The 25310-nt window shown below is 53.5% G+C and carries 20 protein-coding genes; 14 read left to right on the plus strand and 6 right to left on the minus strand.

Annotation, left to right across the window (positions count from 1 at the left end):
• The 4 genes from WBG83_RS05620 to WBG83_RS05635 form a co-directional block, all read left to right on the plus strand.
• A partial coding sequence (locus WBG83_RS05620; protein WP_336743425.1) for an S-layer homology domain-containing protein occupies positions 1-1966 on the plus strand: 1966 nt, incomplete at its 5' end.
• A gap of 541 nt (positions 1967-2507) precedes the next feature.
• A complete protein-coding gene (locus tag WBG83_RS05625) occupies positions 2508-4613 on the plus strand; it encodes an adenylate/guanylate cyclase domain-containing protein (protein ID WP_336743427.1) in 2106 nt (701 codons plus the stop codon).
• Positions 4614-4635: 22 nt separating this feature from the next.
• Positions 4636-5463 (plus strand): peptidoglycan-binding protein, encoded by an 828-nt coding sequence (locus WBG83_RS05630; RefSeq protein WP_336743429.1) that lies wholly within the window; start codon positions 4636-4638, stop codon positions 5461-5463.
• 168 nt (positions 5464-5631) lie between these two features.
• Positions 5632-6357: a YhcN/YlaJ family sporulation lipoprotein gene (locus tag WBG83_RS05635; RefSeq protein WP_336743430.1), complete on the plus strand. Its 726-nt coding sequence runs from the start codon at positions 5632-5634 to the stop codon at positions 6355-6357.
• 279 nt (positions 6358-6636) lie between these two features.
• On the opposite strand, the gene WBG83_RS05640 is transcribed toward WBG83_RS05635, so the two are convergent.
• Both WBG83_RS05640 and WBG83_RS05645 read right to left on the minus strand, forming a co-directional pair.
• A complete protein-coding gene (locus WBG83_RS05640; RefSeq protein WP_336743432.1) occupies positions 6637-7815 on the minus strand; it encodes a DUF4272 domain-containing protein in 1179 nt (392 codons plus the stop codon).
• 33 nt (positions 7816-7848) lie between these two features.
• On the minus strand, positions 7849-9183 hold the full coding sequence (locus WBG83_RS05645) for a TrkH family potassium uptake protein (protein ID WP_336743433.1): 1335 nt from the start codon (positions 9181-9183) through the stop codon (positions 7849-7851).
• A gap of 615 nt (positions 9184-9798) precedes the next feature.
• Here WBG83_RS05645 and WBG83_RS05650 point away from each other — a divergent pair.
• Entirely contained in the window at positions 9799-10461 is a 663-nt protein-coding gene (locus WBG83_RS05650) for a chromate transporter (RefSeq protein ID WP_336743435.1), read from the plus strand.
• A gap of 175 nt (positions 10462-10636) precedes the next feature.
• The gene (locus tag WBG83_RS05655) at positions 10637-11836 is read left to right on the plus strand and encodes an MFS transporter (protein WP_336743436.1); all 1200 of its coding nucleotides are present in this window, start codon (positions 10637-10639) and stop codon (positions 11834-11836) included.
• Positions 11837-11922: 86 nt separating this feature from the next.
• Here the strand turns inward: WBG83_RS05655 and WBG83_RS05660 are convergent, their stop codons facing one another.
• Positions 11923-12933: a hypothetical protein gene (locus tag WBG83_RS05660; RefSeq protein WP_336743437.1), complete on the minus strand. Its 1011-nt coding sequence runs from the start codon at positions 12931-12933 to the stop codon at positions 11923-11925.
• A 230-nt stretch (positions 12934-13163) separates the two neighbouring features.
• Between WBG83_RS05660 and WBG83_RS05665 the strand changes: the two genes are divergently transcribed.
• The 3 genes from WBG83_RS05665 (at position 13164) to WBG83_RS05675 (ending at position 16647) form a co-directional block, all read left to right on the plus strand.
• Entirely contained in the window at positions 13164-13748 is a 585-nt protein-coding gene (locus WBG83_RS05665; protein WP_336743438.1) for a sigma-70 family RNA polymerase sigma factor, read from the plus strand.
• Positions 13738-14709, plus strand: coding sequence for a hypothetical protein (locus tag WBG83_RS05670; RefSeq protein ID WP_336743439.1), 972 nt, complete (start codon positions 13738-13740; stop codon positions 14707-14709). The genes WBG83_RS05665 and WBG83_RS05670 overlap by 11 nt, the downstream gene beginning before the upstream one ends.
• 324 nt (positions 14710-15033) lie before the next feature.
• The gene (locus WBG83_RS05675; RefSeq protein WP_336743441.1) at positions 15034-16647 is read left to right on the plus strand and encodes a sensor domain-containing diguanylate cyclase; all 1614 of its coding nucleotides are present in this window, start codon (positions 15034-15036) and stop codon (positions 16645-16647) included.
• 105 nt (positions 16648-16752) lie between these two features.
• Here the strand turns inward: WBG83_RS05675 and WBG83_RS05680 are convergent, their stop codons facing one another.
• Entirely contained in the window at positions 16753-18282 is a 1530-nt protein-coding gene (locus tag WBG83_RS05680; protein ID WP_442955800.1) for a DHA2 family efflux MFS transporter permease subunit, read from the minus strand.
• A 51-nt stretch (positions 18283-18333) separates the two neighbouring features.
• A complete protein-coding gene (locus tag WBG83_RS05685; protein ID WP_336743445.1) occupies positions 18334-19011 on the minus strand; it encodes an HlyD family secretion protein in 678 nt (225 codons plus the stop codon).
• Between the two features lie 306 nt (positions 19012-19317).
• Here WBG83_RS05685 and WBG83_RS05690 point away from each other — a divergent pair, with 306 nt between their 5' ends.
• Entirely contained in the window at positions 19318-19578 is a 261-nt protein-coding gene (locus WBG83_RS05690) for a hypothetical protein (RefSeq protein WP_336743447.1), read from the plus strand.
• On the plus strand, positions 19575-19964 hold the full coding sequence (locus WBG83_RS05695; RefSeq protein WP_336743448.1) for a retropepsin-like aspartic protease: 390 nt from the start codon (positions 19575-19577) through the stop codon (positions 19962-19964). Before WBG83_RS05690 ends, WBG83_RS05695 begins: the two co-directional genes overlap by 4 nt.
• Positions 19965-20559: 595 nt before the next feature.
• On the opposite strand, the gene WBG83_RS05700 is transcribed toward WBG83_RS05695, so the two are convergent.
• Complete coding sequence (locus tag WBG83_RS05700; protein ID WP_336743450.1) at positions 20560-20778, minus strand: helix-turn-helix domain-containing protein; 219 nt, start codon at positions 20776-20778, stop codon at positions 20560-20562.
• A gap of 409 nt (positions 20779-21187) precedes the next feature.
• On the opposite strand from WBG83_RS05700, the gene WBG83_RS05705 reads away from it, so the two are divergent.
• The 3 genes from WBG83_RS05705 (at position 21188) to WBG83_RS05715 (ending at position 25310) form a co-directional block, all read left to right on the plus strand.
• The gene (locus WBG83_RS05705) at positions 21188-22150 is read left to right on the plus strand and encodes a helix-turn-helix transcriptional regulator (RefSeq protein ID WP_336743452.1); all 963 of its coding nucleotides are present in this window, start codon (positions 21188-21190) and stop codon (positions 22148-22150) included.
• Between the two features lie 6 nt (positions 22151-22156).
• A complete protein-coding gene (locus WBG83_RS05710; RefSeq protein ID WP_336743454.1) occupies positions 22157-23698 on the plus strand; it encodes a hypothetical protein in 1542 nt (513 codons plus the stop codon).
• A gap of 82 nt (positions 23699-23780) precedes the next feature.
• Positions 23781-25310: an AAA family ATPase gene (locus WBG83_RS05715; RefSeq protein WP_336743456.1), complete on the plus strand. Its 1530-nt coding sequence runs from the start codon at positions 23781-23783 to the stop codon at positions 25308-25310.

The raw sequence follows: 25310 nt of genomic DNA on the forward strand, positions 1-25310 counted from the left end.
GGCAACGGCGCAGAACGTAGTGTCAGCGACGTACACCTTCGAAGGCGTCGTGCCGAATAGCCTGGGCTTCTACGTCATACAGACCGTGGGTGTAGAGCAAAGCGACAACTCCAATTTTGTCGGTGTGAGCCTGCGGACCCCGGCAGCGGCAGCAGGAATCGGTTATGTCGACGTGAGCAATGTACTGACCGGGGCCACGCTGACGCTGTATGATGAGGGCGGGAGCCTGATTTCGAGCAGCCCGGCGGATCAAGGGGCCGGCATATGGCGGTACAGCGGCTTGACGGCAGGAAGCACGTATTATGCGATACAGAGCGTGAATGGCGTACAGAGCTTAAATTCCAGCTTTGTGACCTTGCCCTCAGCTCCTGGGGCACCGACGAATGTAACGGCGGCTGGCGGTAATGGACAAGCTGTCATCACCTTCACCCCCCCTACGGAAAATGGCGGGAGCGCCATTACAGGCTATAAGGTGATCGTATTGCCAGACAACATAACGGTGACCGGAACAGCAAGCCCAATGACAATAACAGGCTTAATCAACGGGAAGCGATATACATTTCAGGTCATTGCGATCAATGCTGTAGGACATAGTGAATTGTCCTCCGAATCCAATGCAGTCACTCCGGGAGCGCCTTCGGAGGACAGCGGAAGCTCCTCTGATGGCGACAGCAGCTCCTCCAGCAGCAGCAGCTCCTCGGGCCAGACTTCTACTCCGGCATCGAATACAGGAGTCAATGTGCTCGTGAACGGCAGGGTAGAAAATGCCGGTACAGCAACAACGAAGGACGTAAATGGACAGCAGACCGTAACGATTGCCGTTGATGACAAGAAGCTGCTACTCCGTTTGGAAGCAGAGGGGCCGGGTACGGTCATTACGATTCCTTTGACGATGGAAAGCGACGCTTTCATTGCCGAGTTCAACGGGAACATCGTCAAGCAGATGGAAGCGAAGCAAGCAATAGTGGAGCTTCATACCGGGCGGGCAACGTACACGCTACCCGCATGGCAAATGAACATGGATTCGATCTCAGAAAGGATCGGTAAGGAGGTCGAGCTGCAGGATATCAAGATCCGGATTGAAATTGCGGCTCCTTTGGCGGATACGCTGCGCAGGGTTGAACAGGCGGCGGTACAAGGTCAATTTGATCTAGCAGCTCCTCCGGTTGAATTCAGGGTGACTGCTGTGTACGGAGATCGTACAGTGGAGGTAACACAATTCAGTACGTATGTCGAACGTACCATCGTCTTGCCCGATGGCACCGACCCGAATAAGATCACTACCGGTGTCGTTGTAGACCCGGATGGCACGGTGCGTCATGTCCCGACCCAAGTTGTTGCCAAGGATGGGACATACGCTGCCCAAATCAAGAGCTTGACCAACAGCACCTATTCGATTATATGGCACCCGCTGGAGTTTACCGATGTAACGAGTCACTGGGCCAAAGAAGCAGTGAACAACATGGGCTCGCGGCTGGTTATCCACGGAACGGGAGACGGCGTGTTCAGTCCTGATCGAGAGATTACCCGTGCGGAGTTTGCTGCGATCATGGTCCGGGGATTAGGTCTGAAGCTGGAGGACGGGTCAGCGGTCTTCTCGGATGTGCAGGTGTCCGATTGGTACAGCAGCGCGATTCATACTGCGTATGCATACGGCTTAATCAACGGATATGAAGACGGAACGTTCCGTCCGAATGACAAGATCACACGCGAGCAAGCGATGGTGATTCTTGCGAAGGCGATGACGGTTACAGGACTAGCAGCGAATGCAGCAGCGAATGTACTGCACTCGTTCAGCGATGCGGCGGAAGCTTCCGACTGGGCGGCCAGCGGCATCACGGAAAGTGTAGGGGCCGGGATTGTTTCAGGTAGAGCCGGTGGAGAGCTTGCTCCCCAAGCGTATATTACCCGAGCAGAAGTCGCTGCGATGGTAGAACGGCTGCTGAAAAAATCAGACTTGATTTAGTATCGTTAAACATGCGTGGGTGATTCTCAAAAAGCGCGATTTTCGATGGGTAGAATCGATGCTCGCTGATGAGGGCCTGCAATGGGTGGAAGCTAAGATAATCGATTGACGGCCTTTTTTCGATGATTTTTGCAATCGGAAAAGGGCTGTTTTTTTGTACAACTATAAATGTAAAGGCCACAACGCCGTGTCATGAAATGTGTTGACGTGCCGGACAGGACATTTGACTGACATAACGAAGCTGCTGCTGCAACAAATAAGGGGAAGCAAAGGGAAATGAAGGACGGGTGTCGAAAAGTATAGCTTGAACTGCACCGCCGCCGGGCATGGCAGCATGTGCCCGCTGTTCCAGCCCGGAGCATGTGGTTCATGTGGCACCTTCCGCAGGGAGATGCGCGATAGCATGTGTTGCCGCCTGCTTTAGCTTCCTATGCTTGGGTGCATCCTGTGGGATCGGAGTTCAGGACGGCTCTGGTGCGGAAGCAGGAATGAGGATAAGAAACAACGATATGATGGATTGCATCATCAGGAGGAACACTGGATGTCACGGAATAGAACCTATGTTATGGAAGAGAGCGTCCCGCTGCCCCGCAAGCGGGTGTGGGAGCTGCTCAGTCATACGGATCATTTGAACCGGGTCATCGGATTATTCCCGGTTTTGTTCGATGCAGCCGAGCAAGGGGAGGCAGGCTTATACCGCCGGGCGGCCGCCAAGGCCTTCGGGCTTGTGCCGATGCGCTGGAAGGAGTATCCGTTTGAATGGGTGAAGCACGAATCCTATGCAGTGACGCGCTTGTATGAAGGCGGGCCTTTGCGAAGCTTTTATGGAGGAATCCGGCTGTTTGACGCGCCGCCTCCCGCAGAGGGACGGCAAGGCGAGGTTTCAGGAACAATCGTAAGGTTATTTGCACAATTTGAATCGGCGGGCCTGCTGGGGCGGCTTGCCGTGCCGCTGATAGGCAAAGCCTCGATGAAGAATACGTTGGCCTATTTAACCCGGTATTTGGAAATCAATCCTGCCGGCTTTGTACAGGAAACAGCAGGGACCCGGCTTGTTGGCAGCGCTTTGGCGCCTGCCGGCAGTGAAATCGGACTTGCACGCGAGGAGGCCGGTGCCGGGGCAGAAGCCGGTTTCTCCTTCCAGCGGCAAGCGGCACAGGAGATTCCCTTGCACAGCGCGTCAGATCCGCTTCCTGCAATAGCACGTCTTCCGCAGCCCCGGCAACGGGATGCTGTGAATGTAGACGAGCTGCGCCGTCTGCTGCTGAAGCTGTCGGAGTTCCCGCTGCCGCGCCGTCTTCTTCCCCTGCTTGGCGCACATTTGCGGGAGGCGGGGGACGATGAGGTCATCGATATGCGGCCCTATGTGCTGGCGGATCAGTGGAATGTCAGCCGGGAGGAGACGCTTCGTTTGTTTTTGTATGCCACCCATACGGGAATTACGAATTTAAGCTGGCATTTATTGTGCCCCAATTGCCGCGTATCCAAAGCGGACACCGGATCGCTTGCGGGAATCCGCCGTCTTTTCCACTGCGATTTTTGCGGTATTACTTATGAAGCCGGCTTCGATAAGCACGTGGAGCTGTGCTTTTCCGTACATCCGGTCATCCGACGGGCGGTGAAACAAACCTATTGTGTGGGCGGTCCGAGTCTGAGCCCTCATATTCACGCTCAAGCGTACTTGAATCCGGGGCAGCAGGTTACACTGTACATTCCCGATGCGCCGGGAGAAACCTTGCGGCTTCGTGTTCTAAAACAGAATCATACCGTTCATGTGAACATAGGCTGGCCCGAATCGGAGCCGGGGGAGAGCCGCGGGGAGCTGGCGGCTTCCACTTACGGGAGCCCGCCGATTCTTATTCGGTACAACGGGCAATTCCGGCTTGCAGAGCCGGTTCAAACTGTTCCGGGGCAGGCCCTGCTGCTAGAGAATGGTTCCGCTGCCGCTGCGGTTATCGCCCTGGAACGTTCCGAATGGGAGGACCTTGTTGTGACAGCCGCCAAGGTGACGACCTTGCCGGAATTCCGGGCGATGTTTTCCTCCGAGGTGCTTGCTCCAGGGGAACAGGTAGGCGTGGAGAACGTGACCGTGCTATTTAGTGACCTGTCGGGCTCCACCTCCTTTTATGAACAGGTGGGCGATGCCAGAGCGTATGGACAGGTCCGCAGGCACTTTGCCTATTTGGCCGGACATATTGAGCAGCATCAGGGCTCGATTGTCAAAACGATTGGCGATGCCGTCATGGCCGTCTTCCAGAAGCCGGAGCAGGGGGTTATGGCCGCACTGGACATTCAGCGGCATGTAGCGTCCTTTCATGACGGGCTGCCTCCGGGTGAACGTATTGCCATTAAGCTTGGCCTGCAGAACGGTCCGGCGATTGCCGTTTGCTCCAATGACCGGCTCGATTATTTTGGCCGGACCGTCAATTTGGCCGCACGCAATCAGGGTCAAAGCCTGGGCGGAGATATGGTAATCAGCCAAGCTTGCGCCGATCAGCCGGCGGTGCGGTCCGTGCTTGCTTCGTATAGAGCCGAAGAGGAGCACTTTGAAGCGGAAATGAAGGGCTTCTCCGAAAAAATGGCGCTGGTTCGAATTCGGCCGCGTCAAGTGGGGCAAGCTATCTCTGACCCGCAAAGGGGGAACTAACCAACAGAGGAGAATGATTCCCGTGAAACGAAGAACCGGCCGGATTGTGACGGCGCTGCTGCTGAGCGTCATGCTGCTCCTGGGCTCGACCGCAGCCGCGGCGTCCTTTGGCAAAGGGGCACAGGGCCCGGATGTATATGCTGTGCAAGGGATGCTGAAATCACTCGGCTACTATACAGCAGCGAATATTACAGGGTACTACGGTACATACACAGAAGAGGCCGTCAAGCGGTTTCAGCGAAAATATGGCTTGAAGGTGACCGGAGTGATGGACGATCAAACGCTGCAGTCTCTTTTGTGGGCCTATGGAAACGCCAAAATCTCCAAACAGCAGGTGCCTGCGCCAACGCCTAAGCCGGTGCCTGTGCCGCAGCCGACACCCGTGCCGACACCTCCGCCAGCGCCGCCGGAGCAGCCGGGCATACCGGAACAACCTAACGTGCCGAACCAGCCTCCGGCTGCCGGGTTAACAGCGGAAGAGCAGCAAATGCTGGATCTCGTGAATGCGGAGCGGCAAAAAGCCGGGCTGTCCCCGCTGCAAGCGGATATGGCGATTGTTCAAACCGCCCGTCTGAAAAGCCAGGACATGGTAGATAAAAATTATTTCTCGCACGACTCGCCGACCTACGGATCGCCATTCGACATGCTGAAGCGCTTCGGCATTTCGTTCCAGACGGCAGGCGAGAATATTGCCTGCAATCAGACCGTGGAGAGGGCTCATGCCGCACTGATGAATTCGCAGGGGCACCGGGAAAACATTTTGAATTCCTCCTACACCCATATCGGCATTGGCATTGTCAACGGCGGTCAATGCGGCAAAATGTTTACCCAGCAGTTTGTAGGCCGGTAGCATGCATGAATGTGACCTGCTTTCCCCATCCTAGAACGAGTCGGTTCATTACGTGTCCTTGGCCGGCAGCCTCCGATTGCATGTCCAAGGGGGCTTCCGAACCAGGACGCTGCTTATAGACCCGACTCTCCCGTCATCATACCAATAGGAAGGGGAAGTTGAACTCACATGAATCGCTACGCGAAACCCGGAAAGCTCCTATGGATTGCGGCCGGCTTAACCGGCTGCCTGCTGCTGACCCAAACCGGTTGTCAAACGGGCATGAATGCCAAGAGCCAGTATAATGCCAAGCAAATGGAACGACAAAGCGCCAATGATCCGGCCTTAAATGATACCCGGCTGGGCACGGAGCGTATGAAAAGCTTAAATTCACGTTTTCTGGGCCCAAATGAGATGAACGGCGGGCCAGGGCTGACATCACCTTACGGCGGAGCCGGACCGCGGATGGATGACGGTACGGTGAACCAGGCGGGGTACAGCACCGGTACAACAGGACACGGCCTGTACATGCAGATGAATCCGAATGATGCGGCAGACCTGAGCAAGCGGATTTCCGATGCGATCGTAGGCATGAACCAGGTGCATTCGGCAAACGTGCTGCTGGCTGGAGATGATGCCTATGTCGGAGTGGGGCAGAAGACGGATGGCGCTGCGGCGAACCCGCAAGGCGGAGTGACCCCGGTGGGGGATGTTACGCCGGAGGTGAAGGACGCGATTGCAGCCAAGGTGCGGGAGCTGGCCCCCGGCGTGAAAAATGTATATGTCTCGGCAAACGCCGATTTCGTTGACCGGGTACGTACTTATGCGGAGCATGTCAAGCAGGGCCATCCGGTGCAAGGCTTCATGCAGGAGCTGGGCACTATGGTGCAGCGCCTGTTCCCAAGCAAGCATTAAAGCAATGCATTAAAGCAATGCATTAAAGCAATGCATTAAAGCAATGCATTAAAGCAATGCATTAAAGCAATGCAATGCATTCCAAACCGACGCTTGCATCCCCATTCCTGAGCTTTAGCCCTGCGGGTTGAAATGACCTGCTTGATCGTTAAAAAACAGCCTCTCCGCGAGCAACAATGCCGTTTGCCGGCGCGGAAGGCTGTTTTTCTTTATGAATAATGAGCATGTATTTTTGTCATCGGAATACTACATTCTAAGGCATGCAGTGTTTATTAACGGTTATGTATCTGTGCGGACGTCGTCCCATTCAGCGCTTAAATAGCGGATGAGCCAGTTTAAGGCCCGGTGCCGCTCGGCGACGACTCCGTCGTTCAGGCCGCCGGGGGATGGCTGGTTGTTCAGCCGGCCGTTGACGCAGGCCCAGTGGTAGCGGTAAATCAGGTCGGCCTCATCGAGAATTTCCTCTGTTGATCGGACGACCGCCTGTTCACAGAAGGTTTTGTAATCTCCGGCCTGCTGCAGAAGGCGTATGGCAGCCTGAGCATCGCACATCTCAGCCGGAAAGTCCAATTCCTGCACATACCCGAGCGCCCACAGCAGAACCCAAAACCCCTCGTATCTCCATACAAACTGAATGATATCCGCCCGATCCGGGCTATCGCTTTGCAGGAAGCGCAGCTCCTGGCTTGTAAAAAACGATAGTGAACCGTACTGCGCGATATCCTGGCGCGTGTATTCCTGCTCTTGCTGGATATCTCCGTTGTCGGCCAGACTGCCCGCATACAGGGAGACGATCCCGAGGGCGACGGCCCGCTGCGCAATGCCTTCCTTGGAGCGGATGACGGCGTCCTCCGTTCCCACAATGGCCGGCAAATGCTCGTTGACCGGGATACCCTGGCTGCGGAGCAGCTGCACCGTCTTATTCTTCCGGTCTTCCCCGGAGCGGGTCAGCTTTTTTTGCGCCTCAGGCAGCTCTGTCGTGACATCCGGCCGGAAATCGGTGAGCTCCGAATGCCCCTTGTCATCCAAAATGAGCTTTCCCCGGTGATCCAGCATCGTTCCCGGCGCGATAAACAGCATACCGTGAAGCTGTGCAGCCATTTCCAGCAGTCTGTCAAAGGTGCGCTCATCCATGTCTTTGGTGGACAAAATGCCGACAGCCGCGTTCAACGCCGAAATTTGCATGAGCAGCTTTTGCTGAACTGCCTGATGCTTCGTCCGGATTTCATCATAATAGGTGAACATTCCGTCAATCATCGTTTCAAATGCTTTGGGATCGCTGTCCCGGGTTCTCAGTGAAAACTTGAGCGTTTGCCTGCTGAACCATTTTTTGTCGGTTACGGTGACTTGCAGCCCATCCTCAGCGGTTTCCACTTGTTTATCGTCGAAAGCATCTAAAATGGCGGCTATAATTTTGGAATAGTCATGAATGGATACATATAGCGTATAATGCTTCATCGTTAGTCACCTCAAGGCGTGGTATGAATGGAATCAGCCGATAATCATGCTTCCCTCCGGATAGCGGTACAGCTCCTTTTTCGGCTTGGGCTGCAGCGCGAGAGCAAGCGTTACGAGGCCGATCCGGCCAATAAACATCATGGCGATAATAATCATTTTTCCGGCAAGCGTCAACTGGGCGGTCAGCCCCATGCTCAGGCCAACGGTCCCGAAGGCGGAAGCGGCCTCAAACAGCAGCATCAGGAAGTGCTGATCCTGCACCACGGAAAGCAGCATGGCGGCAATGACGAGCAGGAACACGCCGATCATCGTGTGCATGACCGCACGGTGAATGTCGCCGGACGGAATGCGGTATCGCAGCAGGACGACATCCTGCTTGCCGCGCAGCATGGAGAGCAGGGCGCCGATAAGAATAGCGAAGGTGGTAATTTTGATACCGCCCCCGGTAGAGCCCGGAGCCGAGCCGATAAACATCATGATAATCATGAAAAATTGCGTCGCCTCCCGCAGCCCGGCGATATCGATCGTGTTCACTCCCCCGGAGCGGAGCGATACGGATTGGAACAGCGCCGCAAGCAGCTTCGTATCCAGACCCAGCGGCCCCAGCGTAGCCTTGTTCGTAGATTCAAAAATAAAAATAACGATAGCCCCTATAACCGTGAGAAGTCCTGTCATATACAGGACGATTTTGCTGTGGAGGGACAATCTGCGGGTTTTCGGGTATTCAATCAGCTCGGAAATGACGATAAATCCGATCCCGCCAAACAGAATCAGCAGCATGGACACCACATTGATGACGGGATCGTTGACGTAGGGCTGAAGCCCGCCCAGCAGCTCGATCCCGGCGTTATTGAATAGCGATACGGCGTGAAAAAGGCCGAAATACACGGCTTGTCCCCAAGGCATCTCCAATGACCACCGTAAGGCGAAGCATACAGCGGCCGCTCCTTCGAACGTAATCGAATACAGGAACACTCGAATAATAAGACGTAAAATGCCCTCCATGTGTTCCTGATTGAGCGATTCTTTGAGAATCAGCCGCTCCTGCAGCGAGATCCGCTTTTTTACGGCCAGCAATATCCAGGTAATGGTTGTCATAAAGCCGAGCCCGCCGAGCTGTACCATCGCCAGCAAGACGATTTCCCCGAACAGCGAAAATTGCGTGCTCGTATCCACGACGGACAGTCCCGTCACACAGGTCGCCGAGGTGGCCATAAACAGGGCGTCAATAACATGGAGCGGCTGCCCGCTCGCGGCTGCCTCCGGCAAGGAAAGCAGCACGGTGCCGATGAAGATAATAATCAGGAAGCCGGCGGCCAGCACGCGCGGCGGAGTAAGCTTCACCCTGTTCAATAAATATCGCAGCATCTGTCAATCCCCTGTTTCTTTGATGTCGTTGTCGAACGGTGTGGAATGATTTTCTACATTGTACTATAAATCAGAGCTTTTTTGGCGAAAATCGCCACACCCGCCAATATACAAGAGACAAAGCTCCGAATGAAACGTTGTAAGCGCAATATTAAGAGCAAAAGCAACGTAGTCCGTCAAGAACAAATACCGGGTCCAGCGAATCCCGGTCGTTGCAAAGCAGCGAGGCTCGGATGCGGCCCGAGGCGGCTGGGTTACGGCGGCGACCGGTCTATGATGCAGTTTGCATTCGGGATGGAATCCGGGCATGACCATGCCCCGGCTTTTGGTAGATTGTTACCATTTTGACCTGCTGCACGGCAAATATGCATGGTATCAAGGAGCCAATAACCCCCAGTAGAGCATATGTATTCTGCCGGACGATCACTGCTTAGAGTTGCCGTCACGGCGGTCCGGCGTATGGCCTTAGCCGTCACACGCCGCCGGGGGGATACCGAATGCAGTCCATTCGCCCGTTTCCTGCCTCCGGCCGCTTGCAGGCAAAAATCGGGACAGCCAAGCGGGGCATGCTGTGCTATACTAGAAGAAAAGGGATACGGAAAGAAGGGTCTTGCAGTGAAGGGGACGACACTTGTTACTGCCAAAAAGCTGTTTAACATCTGGATGTCGTTTGTCCGTATTAGCCCGGCCACATTCGGCGGAGGCTATGCGATGATTCCGGTGCTGGAGCGGGAAATGACAATGAAGCGCAAATGGATGAAGCCGGAGGAGATGGGGGATGTCATTTCTGTTGCGGGCGCAGCCCCGGGCGGAATTGCCGTCAACGCCGCCGCATTTATCGGCTTCCGGCTGGGCGGCTTGCCGGGCGCGATGATTGCTGTTTTCGGTATCACGCTGCCGACATTTCTTATTGTTCTGGCGCTGAGCATCGGATTCGTCGCATTCGGGGAGAACCCCAAAATCGCTGCCGCCTTTGAAGCCATTCGCGCGGCGGTGGCTGCGATGATCGTACTTGCTGCGATTCGTATTGCCCGAACGGCGCTGCTGGATGTGTCCACCTGCATTACAGCTGCGCTGGCGGTGGCGCTGCTGCTGTTTGCCCATGTGCATCCGATGATGCTGATGCTGTCCGGGCTTGCGGTGGGGATTGCGCTGGTGCATCTTAAGGAGCGGCTCGGCTTCCGGGTGAAGCTGAGCAGAGACGGGCAGACCGGCCATATGGCGGATGACGGAATCGTTTATAAGTATAAGGACTATTTTTACGGAGACGGCATCTGAGGGTTGAACCTTACAGATGAAGAGGAAGCAAAGCAAGAGCGGCTTACACTAATCAACGGCGGCCCACCTGTACCAGGTGGAGCTGCTGTTGCTGCTTTTGTGAAGTTTTTCTTACAATCCGGCGAAGAGCCGTCATGATACACAATAAACATCCGAAGGGAGACAGGCTTGGACTATGCAATCTCCACCATCCGGTTACCGGATCCCGTTATTTTGTGCCGTCACGTTGTTATTTTGGTTTTCTATGTACACCTGTGTGCCGATATTGACCGCCTATGTGATGGACCTCGGAGCGTCGGGCCAGATGGCGGGTCTCATTGTCGGCATGTACGGACTTAGCCAAATGCTGCTGCGCATCCCGGTTGGCGTCGTATCCGATCGCATACATAAGCGTAAACTGTTCATTATTCTGGGTATGGTGTTCTCGGTTGTTGCCGGAGCCGGCATTTTACTGTCGCAGGATTTGAATTGGATTTTATTGTTGCGGATTATTGCTGGCGCGGCGGCAGCGACCTGGGTCGATTTCACCATATTATTTGCCAGCTACTATGCGGTAAACGACACGACTCGGGCCATGGGCACGATAACTGTCTACAATTCCCTCGGCCAAATGCTGGGCATTCTGTGCGGCGGCTGGTTCGCAGAGCGCTACGGATGGGAGAGCGCGTTTCTGATCGGAGCGGCGGTAGGTATAATCGGCATGATCGGAGCGTTTTTCATTGTGGAAAAATTCGAGGAAGGCGCGCAGAAATTAACTGTAAAGGGGTTTGTACAAGTTTCGCAGGACCGGACCCTGCTGACGGTGTCCTTTCTGGCGATTTTGTTTCAGCTGCTGATGTTCGCCACCGTATTCGGGTTTACCCCTGTGTATGCGCAAGCGCTCGGCGCGACGAAGCTGGAGATGGGGCTTCTGACCTTTTTCTCCACACTGCCGACGGCGCTGGCTTCGTGGATTGGGGGTGCGGTGCTGGCCCGCAGGCTGGGCGAACGAAAGGTGATCGTGCTTGGATTTGTGCTTAGCGGCGTATTTACCCTGCTGATTCCCGTTACCGGCTCGTTATGGCTGCTTATTGCAACGCAGGCTGTCGCCGGCTTCGGCCGCGGCTTTACGACACCGGTGCTGATGTCGCTCAGCATTAAGCATATGGACTCCGGCCGGCGGGCAACCGCGATGGGCTTCTACCAGGCGATCTACGGGCTTGGGATGTTCGCGGGGCCGCTTGTCATGGGGCTGGCCGGAGATTTATTAACGCTGCGGGACGGATTTCTGCTGGTAGGCACCCTTGGCTGTGTCACGGCTGCGCTTAGTTTCTTTATGCTCAAGATAACAGCCCCGTCCCGTCCGACTGCTCTTGAAGAATCCCCACATGGTTAATCAAGATGTCGAAGCACCCGGTTTGGCGTATTCTCCCGTCCGCGGCTTTCTTCATGCTTTGGCTGCTGGACACATTCCCCGGATTTTTAAATAAACGGCCTGCGGTCTACCGCCAGCTGCAAAGGGCGATCGGTCTGAACCAGCTCCGGCAGCCACTGCTGGATCGCGGCCAGTCCGCTGATGGCTCCGCACAAGGAGTGCAGGTCGGGCAAGGGCTCCTCCGGCTTGGCACCAAGCCGATCGATATAAGCGAGGAACGGCTTGACGGTTTGGACCATTGCCGCCCGGCATTCTTCAAGCCGATGATCCGTTTGCCGCATAGCGCTGCCGATGGTGTATATCCAGTCCACCTCGAAGTAGGACAGTGCTTCCGGGTTATAATCGAGAGCGTTTTGCTTATAAAGGAAAAGCGCCGTATCCAGCAGCTTCTCCGGGTAGCGGAGCGGCTTTTTGCGGTAATTTTGATTAAACAAGTAATGAAAGCTGCCTGCAAGATGGTGGAAAATCGGAGCGCCTAGCGGCGCAAATGCCTCGTCCGCGACGCAGCCTTTGCGCCACAAGCCGGTTTGCGGATCGGCATTGTCCCACAGCCAGCGGAAATAAGCCTCCTCCCATGCGGGAGACGCAGCGCCGGACAGCACCATGCAGGCGTAAATTCCTGCTCCCAGATGAGACTCGGACCAGGGCTTGTTCACCCAGTCCAGTCCGTTTAAGAAGCTGGAGAGCTGCGCCGGGTCCTGCAAGGGCACCAGTTTTGTCAATGGGTGGGCAGCTGCTGCATCGAACAGCTCCAGCGCCGACAAGGCAAACGCCGTGCTATGGATTTCATGGTGCTTTTGTCCGCGGAACATGCCGGTCGCCGGTTCCTGATAGCCCTGCAGGTTCAGAATCCATCCTGTCCGTTCCTCGGGATCGCGGGGCAGCTCATCCATGGTGTACAAAATGATGGCGGCATCCGCCGTTCCATACACGTCTGTCCAACGCTCCTCGTCCTTCGCGGAGACGGGCAAATAACGCGCGTACGTTCCGCAGCCCTCCAGCCGGTGTGCTTGCAGCGTGCTTCGGATTCGTTCCATAAACGGACCGATGTGTGTCATATGGCCTCTCCCTTTTTGTCAAAAAGTCGGATGTATATGTTCATTGTACCCGCCGCATAGAAGGCAAGCCTATGTCAGCAGGAGTGAATTATATGGCATCATGTCCGCAGATCCCTGTATCGGGCTGCGTAAGGACAGGCTTGCCGGCAAATAAATTGTGAAACGAAACCGAACCTTTTCTTCCTTTCGGACCAATATAGAGTGACAAACCAAGAGAGGGGGCTGGAAGGTTGACGGAAGCGCAAATACAGGAATGGGTTGCGGGCATGCTTCAGGGCAATCAGGAAGCTTACCGCTGCATGTATGAAGCGACCAAGGAACGGGTGTACCGGACTGTGGTGCTGCTCATCGGCAGCAAGCAGGATGCGCCGGATGTGGTCAGCGAGGTGTATGCGGAGCTGTTTAAATCCATAGGCTCCTACCGGCCGGATCGGCCGTTTCAGGCTTGGCTGACCGGGATTGTCATCCGGCAGACGCGAAGCTGGAACCGCAGGCTGTGGCGCAAATTTAGAATTGCGCAGCGCAGCCGGGACCTTGAAGCAATGGAAGCGGCGCCGAATTCCGAAGAGGTGCTGCTGAGGCGGGAGCGCCGGCTGGAGATAGCCGATTTTGTACACCGGCTGTCCTTTAAGCTGAGAAGTGTCATTGTACTGCGTTACTATCAGGAGCAAACGTTTGAGGAAATCGCGGAGCTGCTCAGTATTCCGGTAGGGACTGTAAAATCGAGGCATCATGCCGCTCTGGAAAAGCTGCGTGGGTATGCGGAACGATCTGTTTCTCGACAGGTAAAGGAGGAATCGGCTCATGTCCATTGAAAGTCAAGTAAAGCTGGGCTTGAAGCAGTATGCGGAGACATTACAATATCCGGACAAGCTGGACGCCGCAATCGGGGCGCTCATTACGGAGGGTTCACAGTCATCACAGCGGAGAATCGTTCTGCTGGCGCGAAGGCCGCTGCTGCGGATTGCGATTGTAGCGGTAAGCTTGTTCGTATTTACGGGAGCGGCCTACGCGTCAGGCTGGCTGTACTCGTTGTATTCGGGGAGCGTCTCGATGCAGACAGCCGCTTCGGCGCAGCTCGATTTACCGGAGGATATACGAGCTGCTGTCCGGTCAAGCTGGGACGAAGTCCGTTCAGGGCTTCAACCGGGGGAATCGGCATGGGTATATAACCGGCAGCTCGCTGACCGGAAGCTTCCTGGCGTCATCCTGATTACGAATCCGGAAGCATATCCGTCGCTTGCAGATTGGAAGCAGCATGTAAAAAGCAAGTATACAGCCATCAAAGTCCCGGCGATGCTGCCGGAAGGCTTTGTGTTTACGAGAGGGGAAATGCAGTCTCCAATCAGCGGAACGCTTGATGTGGAGGCGGGGGAGCAAGCCCGCAAAGCGCTGGAGAAGAAAGCAATCGCCGGTGGACAGGGAATGGCCTGGCAGCATGCCGCCGTCGCTGTTCCCGAACAGCCGGGCCTACTGTACAGCAACGATCGGGGGGCACAAATCGAGCTGCGTTACCATCTGCTTCCTGTAGAGGACAAAGAGCTGCATGTGGAGCTGCAGCGGGGCGGCTCTGCAGCTGCAGAGAAAGTGAGCGTCTGGGGCCATGCAGCCTATTTTGTGTCGGAGAGCAGCAGCTTGCTTAGCGAAACCGGGCAAATGAAGGACCTCAGCTGGCTGGAGCAGGAAAGCGGCCGGACAATCATCTACACGCTGTCGAGCGCTTCACCGGACGTGAGCAAAGCCGATCTGCTGCTCATTGCAGAGCATATGGAGTAGCACGAGTCCTGCGTCAAATCAAGAATATGCCTTTAGACAGCCATGACGGGGTTTACTCCGGAAGAGGCTGTCTTTATTTTTGTCACGAACACGGCAGTAAGCCATGGGTATTTGTCGTCCACTCATGTATTGGTGCGGAATTATCATGGCTTCCATGCATCACTTTCTTTCAATTGCACTTTTAAAATATATCCTAATAATGACATGAATTATCATCCGGACTAAATTCAGAACAAAATAAAGGGAAATGTCGGATAACGTCGAATTACATTAAAATTACCAACAAAGTCTTGACATCTAGATAAAGAAGGGTGTTTTGTGCCTGTGTCGAACAGGATTACCGCTATACCAAAGCATATCAGCTTGACAACGCTTTTGACGGGATTGGTTACGTTGTCCGTGGTGCTTACACTTACGATGCTGCTTATCGCTTCGTATCAATCCCAGAAGCAGTCGCTCTATAATACGACTTTGACCCTGAATTATTCGAGCGCATCCAAGATGAGCCAGACCATGGACTCTTTATTTGCCTCTATGAGAAGCAGCTTGAAAAATATGGCTGCCTATTATTCCAACCGGCCGCTGGTTGATACTCCTGATTTGAACGAGTCTTTGGAGATGTTCCGTAACAGCAGCAATTATTTCAATTCGATGTTTATTTCTGATGAGAACGGGATCATTCGGACGTTAGCTCCTTCCTCGCTCGGAGCGGCCGGAAGAAAGCTAACGACCGGGGCGGCCATGGATGCTTTGGCACAGCGGAAATCGTATATCTCCAAACCATATACGACCCCTTCTACAGGAAGGCTTATCGTGCTCATTTCTGAACCGATATTCGACCGGAATGGAGCGTACCGGGGCTTTATCGCAGGTACTATGTATTTGCAGGATGACAACGTGTTGAATATGATTTTCGGGAACAAGTCCTTTGAGAAGACAGGCTCCTATTTCTATGTGGTCAATTCCGACGGGGATCTGCTGTATCATCCGGACAAAACCAGGCTGGGTGAAAATGTAAGCGTGAATACGGCAGTCCATAAGCTGATTCAGGGTCAAAGCGGATCAGAGCTTGTAGTGAATACGAAAGGGGTCACACTGCTGGCTGGCTACTCCTATGTCCGTGAGACGGGTTGGGGCATCGTCGTCGTTTCCCCGCTGGAGGAAGTCAATCGGCAATTGAACCATCATATCCGTTCGCTGCTGTTCTATACGTTATTTCCGTTTATGGTACTGATGCTGGTAACGATTTGGCTCGCCCGCCAGTTAGCCAGGCCGTTCGTGTCGCTAGCGAATTATGTGAGCCGAATGGGGCATGAGGATGCCGTTCTGCCGGAAACCGCGCCGCACTGGAACAGGGAGGCCGATCTGTTGACCAAAACGATTACCCTGACCTTGAACGGGATGAAGGTACAGAAGGCGCAGCTGACCCATGAAGCGATGACGGATGCATTGACCGGTCTGAAAAACCGCAGGACGCTGGAAGCGATCATCAAGCAGTGGATGGACGATCAGACTCCGTTTTGCTTGATTATTCTTGACATTGATCGGTTCAAATCGATAAATGATACGTACGGTCATCCGGTGGGAGACACGGTACTGCAATATTTGGCGGAGATGATCACACTGTCCGTTCGGCCGGGGGATGTATGCAGCCGGTACGGGGGCGAGGAATTCGTGGTGCTGCTGCCGCTTACAGCGTTGGCCGATGCCATTACAGCGGCTGAACGCATTCGAATCCTGACGATGGAGAGCGAGAATCCGCTGAAGCGGCCTGTTACCGTTTCGCTTGGGGTGGCTCATTATCCGTCGCAGGCCGAGACCAGAGATACTTTATTTCATCTTGCGGATCAGGCGTTATACAAAGCGAAGGAAACGGGAAGAAACCGGACGGTGTCGGCTGAAGCTCTGCTTGTAGAGGCGGGCGCTGGCGGACAATAAACGAGCTTGGACATGAACAAAAACGGGTATAGCCGGCGAGCATCGGCGCCCGTTTTTGTTATTTAGAAGTCGCCGTAAGATCGACCTCTTGACTGAACCCCATGCTTAACCGGTCTCCTGCGGAAGCTCGGGTGCAGGCGAGGCGGCTTCCTCCGTTGTTTTGGGGTGCTTGACGCGCCGGAGAAACAGGGACAGGACAAGCGCCAGCGCTGTAAAGAGAAGAGCTACCAGGAAGGCATCATTGATGCCTTTGATTGTGGACTCCTTCATCGTCAGCCCGTAGAGCGTCTGGATTACAAGGGCCGACCCCGCTTCGGCGGGAAGCCCGCTCACGGCCGCCATTGTGGTCGACAAGGACTGGAATGCGCCCGAGATATACGTGTTGCTTGCAGCGATTGCGTTGCTGAAATCGCTTTGATGAACCGTTGAACGGGACGTCATGACGGTGACCAGCAGGGCCGTCCCGATCGACCCGGCAATTTGGCGCATCGTGTTGGACATTGCGGTGGCGTGGGAGTTCAGGTGCTGGGGAATTTGATTCAGCCCGGCGGTTTGCACCGGCATCATCAGCAGCGACATCCCGAGGTTGCGAATCGTATAGATCCAGATAATACTGGAATACGTTGTGCTTGAAGTCAGCTTCGTCAGCTCCCAGGTCGTAATCCCGGTAATGAGAAGACCGACAATAACAAGCGGCCTGGCTCCAATCCGATCGAAGAGGGCGCCTGAAACCGGGGACATAATCCCCATGAGAATCGCGCCCGGCAGCATCAGCAGACCCGATTGCAGGGGAGTAAAGCCGCGTATATTTTGCAAATAAATCGGAAGCAGAATCATGCCCCCGAACATGGACAGGGTGATGGCGGCGTTAATGATGGTCGTGAGGGTGAAAATATTGTACCGGAACACCCGAAATTCCAGCAGCGGCTGATCGATGGACAGCTCCCGCCAGATGAAAATCCCGATAAACAGCACACCGACCGACAAAAAGGAGATAACCGTAAAGCTGCTCCAGCCATGGCTTCCCGCTTCACTAAACCCGTACAGGAGCGTACCGAATCCGATCGTGGAGAAAATCGCCCCCCACGAGTCAAACACAGGATGAGTCGGCTTGAGCACATCCTTCAGCCAGCGAAGCGCCAGAAGAATGTCTATTAATCCAAGCGGAATCATCATTATAAACAGGATTCGCCACGTATAATGCTCCACAATCCAGCCGGCCAGAGTCGGTCCGACGGCGGGGGCGAAAATCATGGCGATGCCCATGGTTCCCATGGCGGAGCCTCTTTTTTCCGGAGGAAATACAGCCAGAAACACACTCATCACCAGCGGCATCATCATGCCAGCGCCCACTGCCTGTATCACCCGGCCGATCAGCATCACCGCGAAGGTTGGGGCCAGCGAGCAAACAAGCGATCCCAGCGTGAATGACAGCATGGCCGACAAAAACAGGATCCGTGTCCCATATGTGCCAATCAGAAAAGCGGTGATCGGGATAACCACGCCGTTTACCAGCATATAAGCGGTTGTCAGCCATTGCGCGGTTGTGGCCGAAATATTGAAATCGGTCATCATGTGCGGCAGGGCGATATTGATTAAGGTCTGGTTCAAAATCGAAATGAACGCGCCGAGCATAAGGGTAGTCAGCGTTTTGCCGATGGATATGTTCTCCAAGGAAGATTCCTCCTAGATATGAATCCGCACTTTGACGCTCATCCCCGGCGCCAGGGACACACCCTTATAGCCGTCCATCAAAATGGTGACCGGCAGCACCTGCGCCACTTTGGTATAGTTGGCGGTTGTGTTCGAGGTTGGAAGCAGAGAGAAGCTTCCGGCGGTTGCTTGTCCAATCGTATCGACCCGGCCGGTAAGCGTTGTTCCCGGATAAGCATCCACATACACATCTACCGTCTGCCCGGCTTTGATCGAATTGTACACCTTCTCCTCCACATTGGCCGTTACCCACAGATTGTTTAAATCATAAGCGCGCGCAAGCACCGTTCCGGGAGAGACGAAGCTGTTGGGGACGACCGACTGCTGCACAATGGTGCCGTTGACGGGAATTTCAATGTTGATTTTGCCCGGTGCGGCCGCGGCTTCACCCGCAGCCGCGGCCGCGGCGCCGGAGGCCGTCTGGATGGTGCCGATTTTATCACCTGCATTATAAGCTCTGCCCAGATGCGCGTTCCATTCTGTCAGCTTGCCGGAAGCGGGAGCCGCGATAGCAATTTGCTGCCCGTCGATATGCGCGTTATCCGTTGTCACGAAATTCGCCGATTGGTTGTAGTAATACACCCCGGTGCCAAGACCGGCAATGATGATGAGCAGGATTACAATATTCACCATTACAATTTTGAAATTCATAGGCTGCTGTTCCCTCCACACGTAAGGATGACCTGTTTCGAGAATAGGTTGATGCATTGGATCTTGTTTTATACTCTGCATGTTTGTATTTCTTTGTGCATGGGTCGGCATAGAATTTATAAATAACCATATTAAATATTACATCTTACGGCGATAACACCGGTACTATATGGCTTCCGAAGTAGCATGAATTCACATAAAGAAAGAGTCAATTCCAAAACGCACTACCTTGAATGGAATCATGCCTGAAATTTCATCAAGCACTTATGCTATAATCAAACCAAACGATCAAGCGAGGTGAGGCGGATGAAATGGGAACAAATTATGGAACAACATCCGAGCCGTTTTGTATTGGTAGAAGCTTTAAAAGCAAGTTCAAACCATCATTTACGCCATCTTGAAGACTTGACTGTTATACAAGATTACGACACTCCACAAGAAGCCTGGAGCGGATACAAACACTTTCACAAGTTATATCCATCGCGAGAGCTGTACGTTTTCCATACCAGCCGGACCGATGTAAAGGTCGTAGAAGAAATTTTCTCAGGCGTGCGGCGACACACATGAACATACGTCTCCACAATGGATTGCCCGTTGTCTCCTTAACATTAATGCATAACGACCAGAGCATTCAATTGTCGGATGTATTGTTCGATACAGGATGTGCCGCGACGATATTTGATACGGATTTGCTCTCTCGAATAGGCATTCACATTGATTTCATTCATGGCAGAGCCAAACGAATGTACGGGGTAGGCGGAACAAGTGAAGTCTGCTATGAACAGGTCATTCCTCATTTTAGGGTTGAGCATGTTCAACTCAAAACCTTCCCCGTCCAGCTCGGGTCAGTTCAAGAGCCTTATGGCTTCGATGGAATACTCGGCATTGATTTTATGATGAAAGCCAAATGGAAGGTTGATTTTGAAACGATGCGGATTCATTACTCCGATTGATTGTTCTTCTTGGAGGGATACTATGTCTTTACACGAGATTAAGATTGCCCTCACGCTCTGCCCGTAGAAGTCATACCCTTGAACCTCCTGCGGGCTGAGCCTTATCCCAAGGGAGCGTGACGGTAATGAAGCCTTTTAGAAGTAACCGCAGTCGAGCCATTATTCGACATCATAGGAAGCGGGTCATTCAACGCAAAAAACGATTAGCCAATCAGTGGGGATGGTTCGTCAAACATAACGGCATCTTCGCTAAAGGAAAGATTCATTGTTCCTGCTGGTGGTGTTCCCAAAAGACCCGTTGGCTTGGCTATCCAAAAGCTGAACATGCAAGAATTGCAGACTGTAATGAGCAGCTTCAATACTTCGATCAATAAAAAAGAAAACCAAGCGATGCCTAAAATTAGCATTCGCTTGGTTTTTTTTCCGAAATCTCATTACAATCCAAATGATACAACAACTCATCTAAGCAGTGATGGCACATGAAGCTTTTTATGACACTACAGTGACAATACAAAAAACCCCCATTCCGCCGCCTGTCAGAAACAGACGGACGCCAACGGAGGCTTGCCGGTTGGAAGGGTCAGGGACCGCATCGTCAGATTTTGAGCTCGCCGAGCTTGATTAACTCGACAACGGCTTGCGAACGGCCCTTCACATTCAACTTTTGCATGACATTGGAAATATGATTTCGCACAGTCTTTTCGCTGATGAACAGTTGTTGAGCGATATCTTTGGTTGTTTTGTCCTGAACCAGCAATTCAAAGACTTCGCGTTCCCGATTGGTCAAGATATTGTTATGATCGCTGCCCTTCAATGTGTGCCACCCCTCCTTGCCTAGGCTGTTGTGTTACAAGGTGCAGGGATACAGTCAAGGTTAGTTTATGAAGGGTCTTATGACATGGTGATTAACATAGGAAAAATGGGCGAAGCCGCTGTTTTCCGACGTATGGCGGCATGCTGTCTCATGTCCAATGCCGCACGCCTGAGAAAAATTCCTCTATTAGGAAGTGCATGAAGCCGCTTCTGCCATAAAGTCGCTGTCAAACGGGACCACGCGTATTTGCTTCCAAGGGGGCATCATCTGCCCTTTGTGCCAAAAGGACCTGTGTTCCGGGTGGATTAATCGGAGAACAACATTCATATAAATTATGAATCAGATGGACAACGATTGTCCATCTGATTTGGTATGATAGGGAAGAATCGGGAAAGCGTGGTGAGAACAGATGGAACGCAGCGACAACAAGGCCGGGCGTGTGCTGTCGATGTATGACCGGCTGCGCAAGGGCAGCCTGCTGCGAAAGGACAAGCTGATCGCCGAGTGGGGCGTAACCCCCAAAACGGTTCAGCGGGACATGGATGAGGTGCGCGCCTACATAGCCGATCAATATCCCGGGGAGCATGTGCTCTATGATTATCAGGAGAAGGGCTACAGGCTGGAAAAGCCGGACGATACCGGGGTCACTCCGGTAGAGGTGTTCGCGCTGGTCAAAATTTTGCTGGAAAGCCGCGCGTTTTGCAAGGCGGAAATGGAAGGGCTGCTGGACGCCGTCAGCGCCATGGTTTCCAAGCCGGAGCAGCGGGCCATCAAAGAGCTGGTCATGAATGAGAAGTTTCATTATCAGGCGTTAACACACGGGAAGCCGGTCTTGAAAATGATTTGGGATCTCGGACAATGCATTTTGAGAAAAGAAACGATTGAGCTGGATTTTGTCAAAATGGACGGCAGCCGCAGTCAGCGCACGGTTTATCCGCTGGCGGTCGTTTTCTCGGAATTTTATTTTTACCTGATTGCTCAAATTAAGGATGCGGAATACACAGACCCGGCTTTCTTCAGGGTGGACCGCATCGAAAGGTTCAAGCTGCTCGGCCGCCGGTATGAATACCGCCGTTTCGAAGACGGGGAGCTCAAAAAGCGCATTCAGTTTATGCATGGCGGAGAGCTGATCCGGCTGAAGTTCGTATACAGGGGACGCTCGCTGGAAGCGGTGCTGGATCGGTTCCCGACGGCCAAGGTAATCAGCCAAACCGGAAGCGAGGCGGTCATTGAAGCGGAGGTGTTCGGCAGAGGCTGCCTGATATGGCTGCTCAGCCAAGGGGAACATGCCGAGCTGCTGGGGCCGGATTTTTTACGCGAGGAATTGAAACGACAAATACAGCTCATGTACCAGGTTTATGATAAGGAGTGACAGGGAATGACGAAACGAATCGTCCGATTTCCGCTACGATTACGAGACGGTCAAGAAGCCAGGACGCTGGAGGAAGTCATCGCGTTCTTTGATCCGGTGAAAATAACGGGGTATTTCCTGGACGGAAGGCTGGCTATGTGGCTGGAGCAGCGGAGATACAGCGAGCTGCATGAGCAATTGGCCGTACTGCATACGTGTGAGCGTGCGGAGCTGCCGTCCAGGCTTTGTGCGTTATTTCAAGTCCCGTCCGAGGTGCTGAGCGGGCTTCAGCTTGTGTTCTCACAGGAAGAGCTGGACGAGCGGTTGAAGGGGATTCACGCCGCAGGCAATCCGCAGATTCATTTGGCAGGGAGCGAATTCCGGTTGACCGATGCGTTCCCGGACGTCGTCTATATCGGTGTGAATCGTCCCCAAATCACGCTTTTACCGGCCGATCCGGATGCATTTGCCGCAAAGGGGATTGTGTTCCAGGATATCGAGCTGCCGGTGTATCACCCGGCTCCGCCTGAGGCTGAGGTGCAGAATGAGGGGGAAGCCGCCGAAGCAGGGCATCAGAAGGACGGTAAACCCACTGCCGGAACGGGCAATAAAGTGAATGCCGGTCGCAGCTTGTCTGAAGCGGAGCAGGAGGGGAGTCCCCTGGTGACGGATGAACTGCTGCAGGAGCTGGAAAGCAGCGGCTATGATTATACGCCTTATTATGAAGCGGGACAGGTCCGGCTTCTGAAGGAGCTGTATGCGGCCGGACTCAATGTGGACATGAACAAGGTCAACAAAATCGAGGCTGCACAAAATGTTGCGGCACGCTCGCAAACATTTTTTATGGAGGAGCTTGGGGCGTTAATTCAGAAATTTTTGGGTACCGGCTTGGGAAAAGAGACAGCCAACACGGAATTGGATATGTCTTACGATTCCAGCTTTCGGTTTCATTCGGAGCGGGAGGCGCAGGAAGCCGCGAATAACCGTCTAAGGCGGGCGTACACGGATGCCGAAGGTTTTTTTCAGTCCAATAAAAGCGGGCGCATTACCCAGCTGCTCAGCAAAAAGTACGCGGAGCAAATGGTCAGGAAGCTGAAAACGTTTCAGAAGGAAACGGAAAAGCTGTTTGCCACCCACGGCCGGAAGGTACCTCAAGTCGAGCTGAAGGCTGCTCCAATTCCTTCAGTCATTGGCAAGTCATCTGCTTATCTGGTCACACTGCATGCCGGAAGCGAGCAGCGGAGCGACACCAGCATCGAAGGGGACTTAAGGGATTGCATGGAAGAGTTCCTTGATCATCGTTTTGATTATACGAAGCACTTGGTCCCGTATCATCATTTGATCAACCGGATGACCCACTTTGACATCACGAAGACCAAAAAGGGATTGTTCGGCGAAACCGAATATAAGGTGTACAACTATTTGCTCCCCATGGCGGAATTGGAGTCCAGCTTGAGGGAGTGTGCCAATCAATTTTTTGATGCCGTATATCAGGACGGCGTAATCCAGCGCTATTTCCAGTCGATGCAGGCCGGCTTTATCGAAGCATGGAGAAGCAAGATGCTGTAGAGGAATACATAGAAGCTCAGGAACCATCTTTTACCTTTATTTAATGTGAATGAAATGATAACTACTATTTGGAGGAAAAATCATGTCGTCCGAACAGCTATCCCCCAAAATGCTTCACTGCATTGATGCGGGTTATCCGCTGCTTTACCTCGAAACCTTCGAGGAGATGAAGGCCGATCATTTAATTGGAACGGTCGCCAAATCAGCCGCACGGGATGTGGTGGAATGGGATGCGGCCAATGAAATCAGGGATTGGCGTCTTTGCGGGTCCGGCCAGCTGGTCAAATCCCCCCGTGATTTGCACATCAGCGGCCTGGAACAGGCTTTGCAGCTGTTCCTTGATCCCGAGGAGCTGGAGCACAAAATCCTAGTGATTAAGGACGGCCATCATTATTTCGATAATCCGCGTGTAATCAGCATCCTCAAAAATATCGCGTACCATATTTTGTCGGGCCGCATTCAGGCGACGGTTATTTGGGTATCGCCGGTGCTTGTGCTTCCGCCCGATTTGGAGCAGCACATTACGATTTTTAATACGGACCCGCTTTCACTTGGTGAGATACGCGACATGATTCTAGCCTTCGCAGAAGAAAATTACATTGCTCTGAGCTCTGCGCTGCTGGAGGAAATGGCGGCGGCATTCAAGGGCTTGACTGAATACGAAATGAAAAATATCGTTTCCCTGGCCTATGCGAGCAGCGGGAAATTAAGCCACGAGAGTCTGGAATTGATACTGGACCAAAAGCGGCAGGTCGTCAAAAAATCGGGTATTCTGGAGATGATTCAATCCGAGGAGGATTTCGATCACATCGGCGGGCTTGAAAGCCTGAAGTCCTGGCTGAAAAAAAAGGCGGCCGTCATTCGCGATTTGGAGCGGGCCGCGCAATTCGGTGTTGATATGCCCAAGGGCGTCTTAATTGCCGGAGTTCCCGGCTGCGGGAAGTCGCTGAATGCCAAAGCGGCGGCCAAGCTGCTCGGCGTACCATTGCTGCGCCTGGATATGGGGCGGCTTCTCGGGAAGTACGTAGGCGAATCCGAGGCCAGAATGCGTAAGGCGATAGCACTTGCCGAAGCTATTTCCCCGTGCGTCCTCTGGATTGATGAGCTGGAAAAAGCCTTTGCCGGCATCAAGGAGGGCGGCGGCGGGGCCGAGGTGACGACGAGGCTGTTCGGACACTTTTTGACCTGGATGCAGGAGAAGAAGAGCGCAGCCTTTGTTGTCGCCACCGCCAACGACATCTTGAACCTGCCGCCGGAGCTGATGCGAAAGGGCAGGTTTGACGAAATTTTTTATGTCGGCCTCCCGAACGAGGAGGAGCGGAAAAAAATATTTGAGATTCATATCGGCAAGCGGCGCAAAACGGACCTTCCGGACATTCGGATTGACGAGCTGGTGAAGCGCACGAAGGGATACAGCGGGGCGGATATCGAAGGCGTGGTGAAGGAGAGCATTGAAGCCGTGTTTACGGCTGGCAAGTCGTCACTGCGGACGCAGGACATTATCGAAGCCATTCACAATACGCATTCGTTGTCTGAAATTATGAGAGAGCCGCTTGAAAAAATGACGAAGGAATATGAAACCCGGAAATTCAAAAATGCTTCAAGTAGCTGA

It is taken from the genome of Paenibacillus sp. y28, assembly GCF_037137075.1.
Lineage (GTDB): Bacteria > Bacillota > Bacilli > Paenibacillales > NBRC-103111 > JBBBNV01.

Bases quoted from the DNA above. Each gene is read 5' to 3' on its own strand.
- WBG83_RS05625 (WP_336743427.1), top strand. From the start codon at position 2,508: ATGTCACGGAATAGAACCTATGTTATGGAAGAGAGCGTCCCGCTGCCC.
- WBG83_RS05635 (WP_336743430.1), top strand. From the start codon at position 5,632: ATGAATCGCTACGCGAAACCCGGAAAGCTCCTATGGATTGCGGCCGGC.
- WBG83_RS05640 (WP_336743432.1), bottom strand. From the start codon at position 7,815: ATGAAGCATTATACGCTATATGTATCCATTCATGACTATTCCAAAATT.
- WBG83_RS05645 (WP_336743433.1), bottom strand. From the start codon at position 9,183: ATGCTGCGATATTTATTGAACAGGGTGAAGCTTACTCCGCCGCGCGTG.
- WBG83_RS05655 (WP_336743436.1), top strand. From the start codon at position 10,637: ATGCAATCTCCACCATCCGGTTACCGGATCCCGTTATTTTGTGCCGTC.
- WBG83_RS05660 (WP_336743437.1), bottom strand. From the start codon at position 12,933: ATGACACACATCGGTCCGTTTATGGAACGAATCCGAAGCACGCTGCAA.
- WBG83_RS05670 (WP_336743439.1), top strand. From the start codon at position 13,738: ATGTCCATTGAAAGTCAAGTAAAGCTGGGCTTGAAGCAGTATGCGGAG.
- WBG83_RS05680 (WP_442955800.1), bottom strand. From the start codon at position 18,282: ATGCTCGGCGCGTTCATTTCGATTTTGAACCAGACCTTAATCAATATC.
- WBG83_RS05685 (WP_336743445.1), bottom strand. From the start codon at position 19,011: ATGAATTTCAAAATTGTAATGGTGAATATTGTAATCCTGCTCATCATC.
- WBG83_RS05690 (WP_336743447.1), top strand. From the start codon at position 19,318: ATGAAATGGGAACAAATTATGGAACAACATCCGAGCCGTTTTGTATTG.
- WBG83_RS05695 (WP_336743448.1), top strand. From the start codon at position 19,575: ATGAACATACGTCTCCACAATGGATTGCCCGTTGTCTCCTTAACATTA.
- WBG83_RS05705 (WP_336743452.1), top strand. From the start codon at position 21,188: ATGGAACGCAGCGACAACAAGGCCGGGCGTGTGCTGTCGATGTATGAC.
- WBG83_RS05710 (WP_336743454.1), top strand. From the start codon at position 22,157: ATGACGAAACGAATCGTCCGATTTCCGCTACGATTACGAGACGGTCAA.
- WBG83_RS05715 (WP_336743456.1), top strand. From the start codon at position 23,781: ATGTCGTCCGAACAGCTATCCCCCAAAATGCTTCACTGCATTGATGCG.